The organism is Streptomyces sp. NPDC126510 (genome assembly GCF_040302345.1).
Taxonomy (GTDB): domain Bacteria; phylum Actinomycetota; class Actinomycetes; order Streptomycetales; family Streptomycetaceae; genus Streptomyces.
On record NZ_JBEORR010000037.1, the window covers coordinates 31,869 to 46,642 of the forward strand.

A 14,774-nucleotide genomic window follows, 5' to 3' on the forward strand; every position below is an offset into this window, starting at 1 on the left:
AGAGAAGACTGAAGCCTTATGGCTACCACTTCACTTGACCTGGCCAAGGTCCGCAACATCGGGATCATGGCCCACATCGACGCGGGCAAGACGACCACCACCGAGCGGATCCTGTTCTACACCGGCGTGTCGTACAAGATCGGTGAGGTCCACGACGGCGCTGCCACCATGGACTGGATGGAGCAGGAGCAGGAGCGTGGCATCACGATCACGTCTGCTGCGACCACCTGTCACTGGCCGCTCGAGGACAACGACTACACCATCAACATCATCGACACCCCGGGTCACGTCGACTTCACCGTCGAGGTGGAGCGCTCCCTGCGCGTGCTCGACGGTGCCGTGACGGTGTTCGACGGTGTCGCCGGTGTCGAGCCGCAGTCCGAGACGGTGTGGCGTCAGGCCGACCGTTACGGCGTGCCCCGCATCTGCTTCGTCAACAAGCTGGACCGTACCGGCGCCGAGTTCCACCGCTGCGTGGACATGATCTCGGACCGCCTGGGCGCGCAGCCGCTGGTCATGCAGCTGCCGATCGGTGCAGAGGCGGACTTCAAGGGCGTCATCGACCTCGTGACGATGAAGGCCCTGGTCTGGTCGGCCGAGGCGACCAAGGGCGAGATGTACGACACCGTCGACATCCCGGACACCCACGCCGAGGCTGCCGAGGAGTACCGCGGCAAGCTGCTCGAGGCCGTCGCCGAGAACGACGAAGAGCTGATGGAGCTGTACCTGGAGGGCACCGAGCCCACCGTGGAGCAGCTCTACGCCGCGATCCGTCGTATCACCATCGCGTCCGGCAAGAGCGGCGGCACCACCGTCACTCCCGTGTTCTGCGGCACCGCGTTCAAGAACAAGGGCGTCCAGCCCCTGCTCGACGCGGTCGTGCGCTACCTGCCCACCCCGCTCGACGTCGAGGCCATCGAGGGCCACGACGTCAAGGACCCGGAGCAGGTCATCGCGCGCAAGCCGTCCGAGGACGAGCCCCTCGCCGCGCTGGCGTTCAAGATCATGAGCGACCCGCACCTCGGCAAGCTCACCTTCGTCCGCGTGTACTCCGGCCGCCTTCTGTCCGGCACCGCCGTGCTGAACTCGGTGAAGGGCAAGAAGGAGCGCATCGGCAAGATCTACCGCATGCACGCGAACAAGCGTGAGGAGATCGAGTCGGTGGGCGCCGGCGACATCGTCGCCGTGATGGGTCTGAAGCAGACCACGACCGGTGAGACGCTGTCCGACGACAAGAACCCGGTCATCCTGGAGTCCATGGACTTCCCGGCGCCGGTCATCCAGGTCGCCATCGAGCCCAAGTCGAAGGGCGACCAGGAGAAGCTGGGCGTCGCGATCCAGCGCCTGGCCGAGGAGGACCCGTCGTTCCAGGTCCACTCGGACGAGGAGACGGGCCAGACCATCATCGGTGGTATGGGCGAGCTGCACCTCGAGGTGCTGGTCGACCGCATGCGCCGTGAGTTCAAGGTCGAGGCCAACGTCGGCAAGCCGCAGGTCGCCTACCGCGAGACGATCCGCAAGGCCGTCGAGCGCGTGGACTACACCCACAAGAAGCAGACCGGTGGTACCGGTCAGTTCGCCAAGGTGCAGATCGCGATCGAGCCGATCGAGGGCGGCGACGCCTCGTACGAGTTCGTGAACAAGGTGACCGGTGGTCGCATCCCGAAGGAGTACATCCCTTCGGTCGACGCCGGTGCGCAGGAGGCCATGCAGTTCGGCATCCTGGCCGGCTACGAGATGACGGGCGTCCGCGTCACGCTCATCGACGGTGGCTACCACGAGGTCGACTCCTCCGAGCTCGCGTTCAAGATCGCCGGTTCGCAGGCCTTCAAGGAGGCCGCGCGCAAGGCCAGCCCCGTGCTGCTCGAGCCGATGATGGCCGTCGAGGTCACCACGCCCGAGGACTACATGGGTGAGGTCATCGGCGACATCAACTCCCGCCGTGGTCAGATCCAGGCCATGGAGGAGCGGGCCGGTGCCCGCGTCGTGAAGGGCCTCGTGCCCCTCTCGGAGATGTTCGGCTACGTCGGAGACCTCCGCAGCAAGACGTCGGGTCGCGCAAGCTACTCGATGCAGTTCGACTCCTACGCCGAGGTTCCCCGGAACGTCGCCGAGGAGATCATCGCGAAGGCCAAGGGCGAGTAACGCACCGCGTCTACACGCCGTAGGCTTGACTCCGGTGCTCAGGGGCATTCCGCCGCAATCGTGGTGAGAATGCCCCGAGGCCCGGGCTTTCCAGCAAAGATCACCTGGCGCCGATGAGTAAGGCGTACCAGAACCACTCTCAGGAGGACCCCAGTGGCGAAGGCGAAGTTCGAGCGGACTAAGCCGCACGTCAACATCGGCACCATCGGTCACATCGACCACGGTAAGACGACCCTCACGGCCGCCATTACCAAGGTGCTGCACGACGCGTACCCGGACCTGAACGAGGCCTCGGCCTTCGACCAGATCGACAAGGCTCCTGAGGAGCGCCAGCGCGGTATCACCATCTCCATCGCGCACGTCGAGTACCAGACCGAGACGCGTCACTACGCCCACGTCGACTGCCCCGGTCACGCGGACTACATCAAGAACATGATCACGGGTGCGGCGCAGATGGACGGCGCCATCCTCGTGGTCGCCGCCACCGACGGCCCGATGCCGCAGACCAAGGAGCACGTGCTCCTGGCCCGCCAGGTCGGCGTTCCGTACATCGTCGTCGCCCTGAACAAGGCCGACATGGTGGACGACGAGGAGATCCTGGAGCTCGTCGAGCTCGAGGTCCGTGAGCTCCTCTCCGAGTACGAGTTCCCGGGCGACGACCTGCCGGTCGTCAAGGTCTCGGCGCTCAAGGCCCTCGAGGGCGACAAGGAGTGGGGCAACTCCGTCCTCGAGCTCATGAAGGCCGTGGACGAGAACATCCCGCAGCCCGAGCGTGACGTCGACAAGCCGTTCCTGATGCCGATCGAGGACGTCTTCACGATCACCGGTCGTGGCACCGTCGTCACCGGTCGTATCGAGCGTGGTGTCCTCAAGGTCAACGAGACCGTTGACATCGTGGGCATCAAGCAGGAGAAGACCACCACCACGGTCACCGGCATCGAGATGTTCCGCAAGCTGCTCGACGAGGGCCAGGCCGGTGAGAACGTCGGTCTGCTCCTCCGTGGCATCAAGCGCGAGGACGTCGAGCGCGGCCAGGTCATCATCAAGCCGGGCTCGGTCACCCCGCACACCGAGTTCGAGGCGCAGGCCTACATCCTGTCCAAGGACGAGGGTGGCCGCCACACGCCGTTCTTCAACAACTACCGCCCGCAGTTCTACTTCCGTACGACGGACGTGACCGGCGTGGTGACCCTCCCCGAGGGCACCGAGATGGTCATGCCGGGTGACAACACCGAGATGAAGGTGGAGCTCATCCAGCCCGTCGCCATGGAGGAGGGCCTGAAGTTCGCCATCCGTGAGGGTGGCCGGACCGTGGGCGCCGGCCAGGTCACCAAGATCAACAAGTAAGTCCTCGGACTGGCTTGAGGGTCCACTGACCTGAGTGGCTCGAAAGGGCCCGTACGACTTCGGTCGTGCGGGCCCTTTTGCCGTTGGCCCACGAGTACGCCGAGGTTCGCCAAGGCGGCGAGCCACAGGGCGCCGGCGCCCAGCCCGAAAGCGGTTGCCGGAGCGCCGGCCGGGGTCACTGCATGTTCTGGACGTGCGGGTGGTCGGAGGACGTCCGGCAGATGTAGAGCTGCATGCTGTAGCTCCTGCCGATCTCCAGCTGCGTGTCGCGAGCCGGGCCGAGGAAGTGGTAGCCGTCGTAGCCGGCGTCCTCGATCGGCCGCCAGCTTCCGCTGCCGCCGTCCCACTCCGTGCCGTCGATGGTGAGCAGGGGGCGGACCGGCGCACCGCACTCGGTGCAGGACATGGGGAACGGATCGGAGAAGCTCCAGGGAGCGTGACCGCCGGCCTTGCTGCCCGGGGCGACCGCGAGGTCGTACTGGTAGCAGACCTCGGCCTCTCCCTCGTCGGCCTCCTCCTCGTTCTGTTCCTCCCACGCGCTGATCCGCTCTGCGAGCTCCTCGGGCAGTTCGTGCGGTGCCGGGTACTCGGTGACCGGTTCGGGATGCAGGACGCACGGCTCGGGCAGGTAGCCGCCGTTGCCGATGACGGACGGCCGCGGAGCGTCGTTGAGTGGGGTCTCCACGTCGGCCGCGGTGCGCCAGCGCAGCTCCGTGTACGGCAGGTAGTCCGGGTCGTGGTCGAAAGGGCACCACAGCACCTGAAGCAGATCGGCTCCCTCCGGGCAGGGCAGGCCCGGAACGTCCCGGGCGTACAACTGAGCAACCGGCACCAACGGGACGGGTCCGTCCTGCGGTATGCGGGTCTTCCCGGTCGCACGGTCGACGATCACCCGCTCCTCCTCGCTCAGCAGTTCCTCTCCCTCCGCGCGTGGCCGAGCCCAGGCTTCCGCGAGGATCCGCCGTCGGAGCCTGACGTCGGCCGGGTCCAGACCGCGATGCCGGGGACCGGTGTGCTCGGGGCAGCCGGGCCACGGTTCACCGGCCGGCCACAGCAGGGGCCCGCCGATGGAACTGTCCGTCGCGGTCGGCGCTCCGGCCCGGGGATGCAGCCGTACGGCGGTGCGGGCGAGCGGGGTGAGCTCAGGGTAGAGGGCGGTGACGTCGAGGGGGCGGGGCGGGGTGGTACGGGTCATGGGCGCAGGGTACGGGGCTGCACTGACACCGCTCGGCTTTCCTCACGGGGATCCGGTTCGGTCCGCCCCTGTCATGCCGTCAGACTGGGGCATGACTTCAGGACCGGCAGCCCGTGATGACCAACTCGACCTGGATGTGATCGAGGAGCTGTGCGTCGCCCCGACTTCGGATCCGGTACTGGCCTCCACGGGTGGAGCGCATCGGTCTCTCGCGCGCGGAGGCGGTCGCGAGGATCAACGCGTCGTACGGGACGCGTGCGTGGGTCTCCCTGGATCTGCAGCTCATGGGGCACGAACTGCCCGAGTACTGGGCCTACGGGGTGTACTGCGGCCCGGATGAGCAACACCGCGTTCCCGAGGGAAGCCCGACCGCAGACGCAGACATCGACTTCAGCACACACCCCGTACGCCCCGCACCGCCGAAGGACTCGCCGTTCTGGACGCTGCACGAGTAGTGGCACGATGTCCGCACGAGTGATCGAGCGAATGGGGAGGCCGGCTTCATGGCTCGCTACATGGAGACACTGACCGTCGAGCGGGGCGGGTTCCGGATCAAGGTGCCGGAGTCGTGGTGGGAGTTCGACGTACGGCCGGAGTCCCGGGACGACTCGATTCGCCGCATGGTGAGCGAACGGGTGCAGCAGCGACCGGAGTTGGAGCCGTACCGGGACACCTACGTCGACTTCCTCCGGAAGGCCGCCGCGGATGCCTGGAAGTCGGGCGCGATGTACTGCGGCTGCATGGCGGAGAACTTCGGCGGGGACACGCCGATCACGGGTTCGGTGACCGTCTCTCTCGTCGGCGGCCGCAACGAGCGTGGCGAGACGCTGTCGAACGACCCGGCGGTCATCGCGAGCCAGCTCGCGGTGAAGGAGGCCAAGCGGGAGGGCGACTCCTGGCGCAAGGTGACGACGGTCGACATCCCGGGTGTCGGCCCGGCCGCGCGCACGCACGGCATCGAGGACATCGCCGTATCGGGCGACGCGCTCAACCGCACGATCAGGGCCGTGCTGATGCAGACGTACATCCCCGTGCCGGGCCAGGAGGGCAAGGTCGCCCTGGTCGCCGGCAGCAGCCAGGTCCTCGACCTCGCGGACTCCTTCTTCGACATCTTCGACGCGATCACTTCGACGTTCCGCTTCACGGGTTGATCCCGTTGCCGCAAGGACCAGATTCAGCAGTGACCAGCTTTGACATCACAGGGACATCAAAGCCCTGGGTCATCTTCGTTCCGCAAGGAGAGAGCAGCACCCAGCGGCAGCTGTCGCGTCTGGAGGCGAGGGGAGGGCGTGTCCACCGCTTGGACTCCCGCGACCTGATGACCGAGCAGGGGGTCTACCGCTCGTTCGCGGAAGCTCTGCGATTCTCCGGCCACTTCGGCGGGAACTGGGACGCGTTGGTGGACTGCCTGGACGACCTGTGCGGCGCGGTGACAGGTGGAGTCGGGATCGTGGGGGTGATTCATGATGCGGATCGTCTGCTGCAAGCGCCACACTTCCCGATCTTCGTGTCAGTTCTTTGCCAAGGCGCGGACCGTGCGAACTCTGCGGTGGATCTCGATGGTTTCCCCTTGGACCGCCCGGCGATCGCCCAGCACTTCCTATTCGAGTTTCGTGAGTTCGATCGGGAAACGGTGGCCGCGAAGATCGAACAACCGGATTTGACCGTCGTGACCGGAGAGCCCTTTGTCGCTGCCGAGCTCTCGCAGGAGCAATGGCGCTGAGTCACGGAGAGGGGCCCACGGAGAGGGCGTATATGAGGCGCTGCGAGCGGAAGGCGCCAGCGGGGTAGCGGACGCCCTAAGCCCCTGTCGTCGGCCTCTGCGGCTCGCACTGCGAACCCCACTCTTCCGTCGAACCGGCGGCCCGGTCCGGAAGGCATGACCTTGGGGCGAGCGATTCTGCTTGGCGTCGACGGAGGTGTGTCAGCCAGGGCTCAGCAAGCCTGTACGGCATCGACAGGGCGCGCACGACCGGGTCCAGCTGGTAGTCCTGGATCTCGAGGCCCGAGCGGAAGGGCGCTTGGAGCGCCGTCTTGTCGGCCGAGGCGATGGCACCCCAGCGGACCGCGTCCAGGAAGGCGTCGAGACGGCCGGGCTCGTCGAAACCGGCGGCGGGCGACGGCAACTCGTCCTCGTCGCGGACGCTGGTACCCGGCTCCAGCTCCCACACCACGCGCAGCCGCTCGTCCCGGGCGTCCCCCTCCAGCGAGGACAGCTCGACCAGGTGCGTCGCGGAGGCTTCGGCGGCGCGAGCCGGGTCGTCGGAGACGGTTGCGGAACGGGTCACGTCGGTGACCACCCAAGGGCGGTTGCGCACCTTGACGCGCTGACCAGGGGCCGGCACTCCGGAGTCCTGCGCCTCGAAGTTCTCCGTGTTCTCCAGCCGCACAGTCATCCGCGCCCGCCCCCTGTCACATGTGTCAGCGCTTGGGAAAGTCTATGGGCGTCGTGAGCGCGGAGGTGGGTTGTTCGCATACCGCCAAGAACGGGCGACAAGCCTGGACGGACGAGATCAGCCTCGTTGATCTCCCCTTGGCGGAACTTTTGATCGAACCGCTGCGCCTTGTAAGTTCACACGCGCACACGGTTGTTGACAGTGACACGTCTGTGACGGGGGTTGCGGTATGGCTGGGCACAGGCCGACGGACTGGCATGTCCTGGACTTGGACAAGGATCCGACGCCTGGGGATCCGCAGCGGGTGCGCACACTCGCGAAGACCCTGCACGACTTCGCCGACGACGTGTCCGACGCATTGCGTCTGGTCAAGGGGATGGCGGGGGAGGGCACGCTCCTGGAGTGGGCCGGCAAGTCGGCGGACGTCTTCAAGGAGGACTTCGCCGACGTCCCGAAGAACCTCAAGAAGCTGAAGAAGTCCTATGAGATGTGCGGGGGCGCGCTGGCGGACTTCTGGCCGAAGCTGGAGCGTGCGCAGTCTCTGGCGGACAAGGCTCTACGCAAAGGCCGCGAGGCGCGCGACAACCTCTCCTCCGCCCAGTCCCGCCTCACCTCGGCCGACTCGTGGGTGACGCGGGCCGGCAAGGAAGCGGACAAGTACAAGGACGACCCGACGGGCAGCAAAGGCGCCGAGAAGCCTGACGAGGCCAAGGTCCGTGCCGCGACTCGGGACGTCCAGCACGCCAAGTCGGCACAGACTAAAGCGCAGTCGGACGTCTCCGACGCGCAGGACGCCCTCGCCGCCGCGAAGAAGATGGCCGAGGACGCGCGCAAGATGCGCGACGATGCGGCCCGTGAGGCGAAGTCGAAGATCGACGAGGCCTCCGATGCCGGTATTCAGAACCGGTCGTGGTGGGAGGACATCGGCGACTGGTTCGTCGACAACTGGGACAACATCGTCGCCGTGTGCAAGGTCGTCGTCACGGTGGTCGGGATCGTCGCGATGATCATCGGTGGGCCGATCCTGGGCGCGATCGTGCTGATCGCCGCCGCGGCCGTGCTCGCGGACACCCTCTACAAATATTCCAAGGGGCAGGCGTCCCTATGGGACGTGGGGCTGGCGGCGCTGGACTGTATACCGGGCATGAAGGGCCTGACCACCCTCGGCGGCCTCGCCAAGGGGATGAAAGGGCTCAAAGCGACGCGCCTGAAGGGGATGGCCAACGCTGTACGGGGCCTTGCCAAGAGCGGCCGGAAAGCTGTCACCGACGCGGGGAAAGGCGCGTACGACCGGGTCAAGTCCTTGTTCAAGCGCTGCGGTGACCCAGTCGATCCGGCCACTGGCTACATGTATATGCAGCAGACCGACATCTCCCTGCCAGGGACACTCCCGCTTGTCATCACCCGCCACGTCTCCTCGGGATATCGCAGCGGCTGGTGGTTCGGGCCTACTTGGGCCTCGACGATCGATCAGCGCCTTGAGGTGGACGAACAGGGGATCGTGTTCGTCACCGAGGACGGCATGCTGCTCACATATCCGCACCCGCAGGGGCTCGACGAGACCGTGCTGCCGGAATCGGGACCACGCTGGCCGCTGATGCGCTTGGCTCATCACGGTTACCGGATTTCCAACCCCACCACGGGTCACAGTCGGTACTTCGCGGCGCCCGTCGGCGGAGTGGCGGTCCTGGAGCGGATAGCCGATCGCAATCACAACACGATCACGTTCGACTACGACTCGGACGGCACCCCCGTGGCGATTCGTCATTCCGGCGGCTACTGCCTCGCCCTCACGGTCGATGAGCACCGCATCACTGCCCTGCGCCTGGTCGATGCCGCGGGCGGCTCAAGTTCGGATGTCGTGATCAAGCGGTATGGCTATACCGGCGGCAACCTCTCCCAGGTGATCAACTCCTCCGGTGTGCCGACGCAGTTCACTTATGACGAACGTCTGCGCGTCACGTCATGGGAGGACACGAATCACTCGCGTTACTTCTACACGTACGACCACGAAGATCGTTGCGTACGCCAGGGCGGAGAGGCTGGGCACCTTGCCAATACCTTCGCTTACGACGGCATCGACCCCGCCTGGCCCGAATGCCGTATGACCGAGGTCACCACAGCTGATGGCGTCGCTTCCCGCTTCGCGATCAACGACGCATGCCTGGTCGTCGGAGAGGTCGACTCCAGAGGCCAGAGCACTCGCTACGTTTTCGACAGCCGGAATCAGCTTCTCGCCCGCACTGACGCCCTCGGCCATACGACGAGTTACACCTGGGATGAGGACAGCAATCTCACCGTCGTCCTGCACGCTGACGGCGCAAGGACCAGCATGTCCTACAACCACATCGGCCAACCGGTGGAAGTTGTGGAGCCGGGCGGCGCGACCTGGCGGTACGCCTTTGACGACCGAGGTAACCACCTCGCGACGGCTACTCCGGAGTCCGCGGCCACACACTTCTCCTACGATGATGCCGGCCGACGGACGGCGATCATTGATCCCCGTGGCGGCCGGGCAGAGGTGGAGTGCGATGCCGCAGGTCTGCCGATCAAGGTGACGGACCCGGTGGGTGGTGTTGCCCGTTATCAGCGAGACATTTTCGGGCGTCCGGTCGAGTTCATCGACCCGGCAGGGAATGCGACGCAACTGGAATGGACGGTGGAAGGCCGTATCTCCCGGCGCATCGCGTCTGACGGAAGCACTGAAGCGTGGACGTACGACGGAGAAGGGAACTGCACCAGTTACACCGATGCCATTGGCGGTGTAACCACCTTCGAGTACACCCACTTCGACCTGCTGGCCGTCCGTACGGAACCCGACGGCGCCCGATACGCCTTTGAACACGACGCAGAACTACGGCTGACAGAGGTCACGAATCCGCTCGGCTTGACGTGGTCTTACACGTACGACCACAGCGGTCTACTGACGGCCGAGACCGACTTCGACGGTCGCACTCATACCTACGCCCACGATGCAGCCGGTCGACTGACGACCTGGACCACCCCTGACGGTCAGAGGATCCGCTATGAGCGCGATGCACTCGGGCGTCCGGTGGTCAAGGACGTGCAGGGCGCAGTGACCACGTACGCATATGACGAGGCAGGCGATCTGATCGCGGCTTGTGGTCCTGACGCAGCGCTCACCTTGGAGCGCGACCGTGAGGGGCGAGTGCTGTCGGAAACCGTCAACGGCCGGACCCTGAAGTACTCGTACGATCCGCTTGGGCGTCGTACGGGCCGTACGACACCGTCCGGTGCCGTCAGCAACTGGACTTACGACGCCGCGGGGAACCGCTCCGCGTTGGCTACTTCCGGCAGGCTCCTGAGTTTCTCCTTCGATGAGGCGGGCCGGGAGCTGTCCCGCTGTGTGGGTGAGAACCTCATGCTGGAACAGAGCTACGACTCCATGGGCCGTCTGATCCGGCAGAACCTCTACGGCTTGGACGAGACTCAAACAAGGAGCCGTACCTATGCCTATCGCGCGGACGGGTACCTCATCCGCAGTACCGACGAAGTCGGCGGGAGCCGGCACATCGACCTGGACTCCGCGGGCAGGGTCACCGGGATTCGCGCGCCAGACTGGACAGAGGCCTACGCGTATGACGCTGCGGGCAACCAGACCCAGGCGATGTGGCCGAGCGGGATGCCGGGACAGGAAGCAGTCGGCTCACGCAACTACGCCGGTGCGCGCATTCAAAGGGCCGGAAACGTCCGCTACGAGCACGACGATGCGGGGCGGATCGCGCTACGCCAGAAGATCCGGTTGTCTCGTAAGCCGGATACCTGGCGCTTTCGCTGGGACGCCGAGGACCGGCTTATGTCTGTCGTCACTCCTGACGGGACGCGCTGGCGGTACCAGTACGACCCGCTTGGTCGGCGTATAGCCAAACAGCGATTGGCCGACACCGGCGAAACCGTCATTGAGCACGTGCACTTCGCTTGGGACGGAAGCACCCTGTGTGAGCAGAGCAGCCTTTCCCCGGATGGTGGTGAAGCGATCACTCTCACATGGGACCACGACGGTCTGCGCCCTCTGTCGCAGACGGAACGCAAGACGAGCGTTGACGCCGACATGGCGCAATGCGAGATCGACCGCCGCTTCTACGCCATTGTTACCGACCTCATAGGCACTCCCATTGAACTGCTCGATGAGCAGGGGGAAACAGCCTGGCGCACTCGCACGACCCTTTGGGGTTGCACTGCGTGGAACCGTGAAGCAGTCGCCTACACGCCGCTTCGTTACCCGGGTCAGTATTACGACCCTGAGACAGGCCTCCACTACAACTACTTCCGCTATTATGACCCGGAAACCGCTCGCTATCTCACACCCGATCCCCTTGGGCTCACCCCTGACCCGAACCCAGACACGTATGTTCACAACCCTCATACTTGGGCCGACCCGCTCGGCCTGAACCCCTGTAAGGAAGACGAGATTCTTCCTGAGGGGTATACGTCGTCCCCGGCACTGGAAAAGGATCCATATCACCCGGATAAGGTGAAGGAGCGCAGCGACGGGAACAGAGAACTTTATGCGTCGACTCCGGCGGACAGGGCTGCCGAGCTCGGTTACAAGAGGAGAATTTCCCCTCAGAAGGCTCCCTTCCATTCCCACGGGCAAGAGGTGTTCTTCAACGGGAAGAATTACATCACACCGGACGTGGACGGGCACAACGTCTCCGATGGCTGGAAGATGTTCAACAAGAAGGGGCAGAGGGTTGGCACCTACGACGCAGACCTCAACTACATCAAGAAATGACGCCTTCTCCATTCGGGTGGTTTCCGAGCCGTTGTCAGCGGAAGGGCAGCTCGATGAAGGTGCCGTCGGTTGCATCACAGTGCGGGACTTTGAAGAGAATTTCCCGATGGATCTGACCTATTGGAGTGTGGAGCGGTACCGGGAAAGTTGGATTCGGTCCCTTCGGGTCCTCGAAACTGGGAATGACGTGGCGTCATGCCTCATTTCGTCCATCACGGACCCAGTCAATACCAACTTCATCTTCTGCTGGCCTCTCTACAGGTCCGGGGGTATTGTCTACGTTCAGAACTCGATCATTTTTCTCGAAGAGCTCGAGGAAGATTTTTCCCCTGACGAGCCATGGCGATTCGTTGAACCGCGGTCCGCGTTTGACGAAGACGGGAACGAGATCTCCGAGTGGCAAACATCCTTCGATTCAGTCAGTGACTTTCTTCGTGTGGTGCAGTCATGAATCGGGCGATCCGTCGAGGTGATGATGCGGCCGTACGTCAACGGTGGCCAGGTGCGGAGCTGGCCCTCGCAGACCGAAGAAGTGCTGCGCCGCGCAGGCTGGCGCCCCAGCCGTTCGGTACCGACAGGCACCTGGGAGTCGATCCTGCGTGAGCGGGGCACATTTGTGGCCCACGATGCCGCGCGTCGGTTCCTCTCCGAGCTCGGAGGGCTGGTGACCTACGGCTGGCCCGCCGGTTCGATCACCACGTCGTCCGCCATCCGGTTCGATCCCCTCCGTGCCCAGTGGCAGGACGAGCGGTTCGCGAAGGCGAGCCGGGAAGCGGGGGCGTCCCTCTACCCCGTGGGCACGGCCGATGAAGGCGCCAGCTTCGTCGGCATCACCGAGGACGGGGCGCTCCACCTTGTAAGGGATCGCGTGGAAGTGCTTGCCTCAAACACCGACCAGGCGCTGGACCGCCTGGTCGGTGTGCAGGGCGTCCAGTCCGCCCTCTGGGTGCCCGCTGCTCCGGCGCCCGAGCACCCCTTCTGGAAGCGGCTGCACGCCCCTGGCCCGAAGAGACGGACCGGATACTGCGGGCGGGCGGTTGGTTCCCGGGCCGGTCGGTCACTACGGACACCTGGGAGGACATGCTTCTGCAGACCGGCGAGTTCGAGATGCACGATGCGGCACGACGGTTCCTGTCGGAGTTCGGTGCCGTCGGGGCGCCCTACCGTGAGCCATGGGACTCGATGCCGTGGATGGAGTTCTCGCTGGATCCGCTGCTGGCGTTCTGGGACGCGGAGATCATCGACGATCTCGCCGAGCAGGCAGGCGTCGACCTGTACCCCATCGGCATGCGCGACCGCGGGAATCAGTACCTGGCCATGGCGGAGGACGGTTCGGTCCATGCAGGCATGGACAGCGTCTGGCTGCTGGCTCCCACACCCGACGAGGCGCTGCAGAGGCTCACCAGCAGGATCCGGCCGACCGCCGCCTGACAGCCTGTGATCCTTGCCGTCGTGGACCGAGAGCTACGCGTACGACTCCGGTGGACGGCTGGTCTCCTCCCGCCAGGAGCAGGGGGGAGAGAGTTCCGAGGACGAAACGGTATGAGCGGAATGAGTAAATGGTTGACGTAAGCGCGGAACTGGGGCAGCTGGCCGAACTCGACGAACTCACCGGCCCGGCGGTGGCCGCCGTTCTCGACGCCTCGGGCTGGGAAGGCGAGCGCAGGAACCCGGCGAAGCAGTGGGCCACCACGTGGCGCCGCGGTGACGCGCACGCCTGGATCCAGGGCGACGGCCCGGTGGAGGTGGAGTTCACGCTCTGGTGCCGGGAGGTCGAGGACGAGCGGCCGGACCCGGACACCTACATCGACGAGCTGTACGACGCCGCTTCCGCCGAACTTCCCCGCCTTGCCGACCAGTTGGAGTCGGGAGTGCTCGGGGCGCGCCTCGAGACCGTGGACGAGGACCTGACGGACGGGGCGGACTACATCGACCACACGGCGTGGCGGATCGGGGACAAGGTCGTCCTGGCCGGCGTCAAGCATGACGACACCGACGCACCCGTTCAGCTGGTGGTCGTGGTGCGGGGGAACGGCACGGGCGAGCAGGACGACGCGGGGGAGTGGCTCTGACGCGCAGCCTGGAGTGGGGCGACGGCCGGGTCCCCCCAGCCCGAGCCGAGCCCATGGCGCGGGCTGTCTTCGCCGCCCTGGGCGGCGTCGTGGAGATCGGTGCCGTCCGGGCTGCCGGAACCTGGCTGCTCCCCGACGTCTCGGTCGGGGCGTTCCTCGAACCCCGGCAGGAGGACCTGGGCCGCCTCATGGAGGGCGTGCGCGTCGTCGGGCGGTTCTCCGGCGAGGTCATGGCCGTCGCCGACGAGCTCGGGTACTTCGCGGACCACGAGGTGCCCGCGGCCTCCCTGCTGCTGTGGTCCGAAGGGATCGCCGGCCTCCCCGAGCCCGTGGAGCGGCTGGAGGAGCCCGAGCTGGTGCGGCGCATGTGCCGTATCGGGGCCGATCTTCAGCTGACCCGGCTGCTACAGGCCCTCGTCACCGCCGCTCTCGCCGCCGGCACCGAGCCAGGGGACGGAGCCGCCGGGATCGCGGGGATCCTCCCTGTCGCATGCGGCCTCGCCGAACCGGGCCGCGCCGGGATCACCCCCGCCGACGTCCACCGCGTGTGGCGCGTAGCCCACCTGCCCGGCATCCTGAGCCCGGCGTCCGGCGCACCCGAGTGGGGGAAGGCCGGCTACCGGGCCTACGACGCAGAGCTGGAGCGGGTCGTGCAGGGGGAAGGGCCCGGGACGGTCCGGCCTTGTGTTTGACCTACGTCACCCCCGGGGTATTCTCCTCGGCTCGATTGGCGTCAGCCCTGCCCCATATGGCAGACTGTCCGAGTTGCTCGGTCGAGTGTTGATGCTGCGCGCCTCCCGCCGGGGGGACCGGAAGCGAGTCCCACAGTACTCGTCGCCCTAACTGCCGCAAGGCAGCGCTGG

Annotated in this window: 12 protein-coding genes and 1 pseudogene; 11 read left to right on the forward strand and 2 right to left on the reverse strand. The window is 65.9% G+C overall.

The window, feature by feature from the left end; translation table 11 throughout:
* Positions 1-18 precede the first annotated feature (18 nt).
* Both fusA and tuf read left to right on the forward strand, forming a co-directional pair.
* Positions 19-2,145 (forward strand): elongation factor G, encoded by a 2,127-nt coding sequence (gene fusA / locus ABTX60_RS36065; RefSeq protein WP_030839709.1) that lies wholly within the window; start codon positions 19-21, stop codon positions 2,143-2,145.
* Positions 2,146-2,298: 153 nt separating this feature from the next.
* A complete protein-coding gene (gene tuf / locus ABTX60_RS36070; RefSeq protein WP_030839706.1) occupies positions 2,299-3,492 on the forward strand; it encodes an elongation factor Tu in 1,194 nt (397 codons plus the stop codon).
* 175 nt (positions 3,493-3,667) lie between these two features.
* Here tuf and ABTX60_RS36075 read toward each other — a convergent pair whose 3' ends face one another.
* Positions 3,668-4,687 carry a hypothetical protein gene (locus ABTX60_RS36075; RefSeq protein ID WP_352101233.1) on the reverse strand — a complete coding sequence of 340 codons (1,020 nt, stop codon included), beginning with the start codon at positions 4,685-4,687 and terminating at the stop codon, positions 3,668-3,670.
* Between the two features lie 191 nt (positions 4,688-4,878).
* On the opposite strand from ABTX60_RS36075, the gene ABTX60_RS36080 reads away from it, so the two are divergent.
* Genes ABTX60_RS36080 through ABTX60_RS36090 form a run of 3 tightly spaced genes read left to right on the forward strand, consistent with a single transcriptional unit; the run spans position 4,879 to position 6,410 of the window.
* Entirely contained in the window at positions 4,879-5,142 is a 264-nt protein-coding gene (locus ABTX60_RS36080) for a hypothetical protein (protein WP_352101234.1), read from the forward strand.
* Between the two features lie 48 nt (positions 5,143-5,190).
* Positions 5,191-5,838 carry a hypothetical protein gene (locus tag ABTX60_RS36085; protein ID WP_352101235.1) on the forward strand — a complete coding sequence of 216 codons (648 nt, stop codon included), beginning with the start codon at positions 5,191-5,193 and terminating at the stop codon, positions 5,836-5,838.
* 29 nt (positions 5,839-5,867) lie between these two features.
* Positions 5,868-6,410, forward strand: coding sequence for a barstar family protein (locus tag ABTX60_RS36090; RefSeq protein ID WP_352101236.1), 543 nt, complete (start codon positions 5,868-5,870; stop codon positions 6,408-6,410).
* 76 nt (positions 6,411-6,486) lie between these two features.
* Here ABTX60_RS36090 and ABTX60_RS36095 read toward each other — a convergent pair whose 3' ends face one another.
* On the reverse strand, positions 6,487-7,083 hold the full coding sequence (locus ABTX60_RS36095) for a hypothetical protein (protein ID WP_352101237.1): 597 nt from the start codon (positions 7,081-7,083) through the stop codon (positions 6,487-6,489).
* Positions 7,084-7,312: 229 nt separating this feature from the next.
* Here ABTX60_RS36095 and ABTX60_RS36100 point away from each other — a divergent pair, with 229 nt between their 5' ends.
* From ABTX60_RS36100 to ABTX60_RS36125, 6 genes and pseudogenes are all read left to right on the forward strand, one after another.
* Complete coding sequence (locus ABTX60_RS36100; RefSeq protein WP_502992464.1) at positions 7,313-11,839, forward strand: DUF6531 domain-containing protein; 4,527 nt, start codon at positions 7,313-7,315, stop codon at positions 11,837-11,839.
* A gap of 106 nt (positions 11,840-11,945) precedes the next feature.
* Complete coding sequence (locus tag ABTX60_RS36105) at positions 11,946-12,290, forward strand: hypothetical protein (RefSeq protein ID WP_352101239.1); 345 nt, start codon at positions 11,946-11,948, stop codon at positions 12,288-12,290.
* Positions 12,291-12,314: 24 nt separating this feature from the next.
* Positions 12,315-12,695, forward strand: a pseudogene (locus tag ABTX60_RS36110) (SUKH-3 domain-containing protein); the annotation flags it as partial.
* Positions 12,696-12,862: 167 nt separating this feature from the next.
* Complete coding sequence (locus tag ABTX60_RS36115; protein WP_352101268.1) at positions 12,863-13,270, forward strand: SUKH-3 domain-containing protein; 408 nt, start codon at positions 12,863-12,865, stop codon at positions 13,268-13,270.
* Positions 13,271-13,398: 128 nt separating this feature from the next.
* The gene (locus ABTX60_RS36120) at positions 13,399-13,911 is read left to right on the forward strand and encodes a hypothetical protein (protein ID WP_352101240.1); all 513 of its coding nucleotides are present in this window, start codon (positions 13,399-13,401) and stop codon (positions 13,909-13,911) included.
* The gene (locus ABTX60_RS36125; RefSeq protein WP_352101241.1) at positions 13,902-14,603 is read left to right on the forward strand and encodes a hypothetical protein; all 702 of its coding nucleotides are present in this window, start codon (positions 13,902-13,904) and stop codon (positions 14,601-14,603) included. Before ABTX60_RS36120 ends, ABTX60_RS36125 begins: the two co-directional genes overlap by 10 nt.
* Positions 14,604-14,774: the final 171 nt, after the last annotated feature.

Bases quoted from the DNA above. Each gene is read 5' to 3' on its own strand.
- ABTX60_RS36100 (WP_502992464.1), top strand. From the start codon at position 7,313: ATGGCTGGGCACAGGCCGACGGACTGGCATGTCCTGGACTTGGACAAG.
- fusA (WP_030839709.1), top strand. From the start codon at position 19: ATGGCTACCACTTCACTTGACCTGGCCAAGGTCCGCAACATCGGGATC.
- ABTX60_RS36105 (WP_352101239.1), top strand. From the start codon at position 11,946: ATGGATCTGACCTATTGGAGTGTGGAGCGGTACCGGGAAAGTTGGATT.
- ABTX60_RS36085 (WP_352101235.1), top strand. From the start codon at position 5,191: ATGGCTCGCTACATGGAGACACTGACCGTCGAGCGGGGCGGGTTCCGG.
- ABTX60_RS36095 (WP_352101237.1), bottom strand. From the start codon at position 7,083: ATGACTGTGCGGCTGGAGAACACGGAGAACTTCGAGGCGCAGGACTCC.
- ABTX60_RS36120 (WP_352101240.1), top strand. From the start codon at position 13,399: ATGGTTGACGTAAGCGCGGAACTGGGGCAGCTGGCCGAACTCGACGAA.
- ABTX60_RS36075 (WP_352101233.1), bottom strand. From the start codon at position 4,687: ATGACCCGTACCACCCCGCCCCGCCCCCTCGACGTCACCGCCCTCTAC.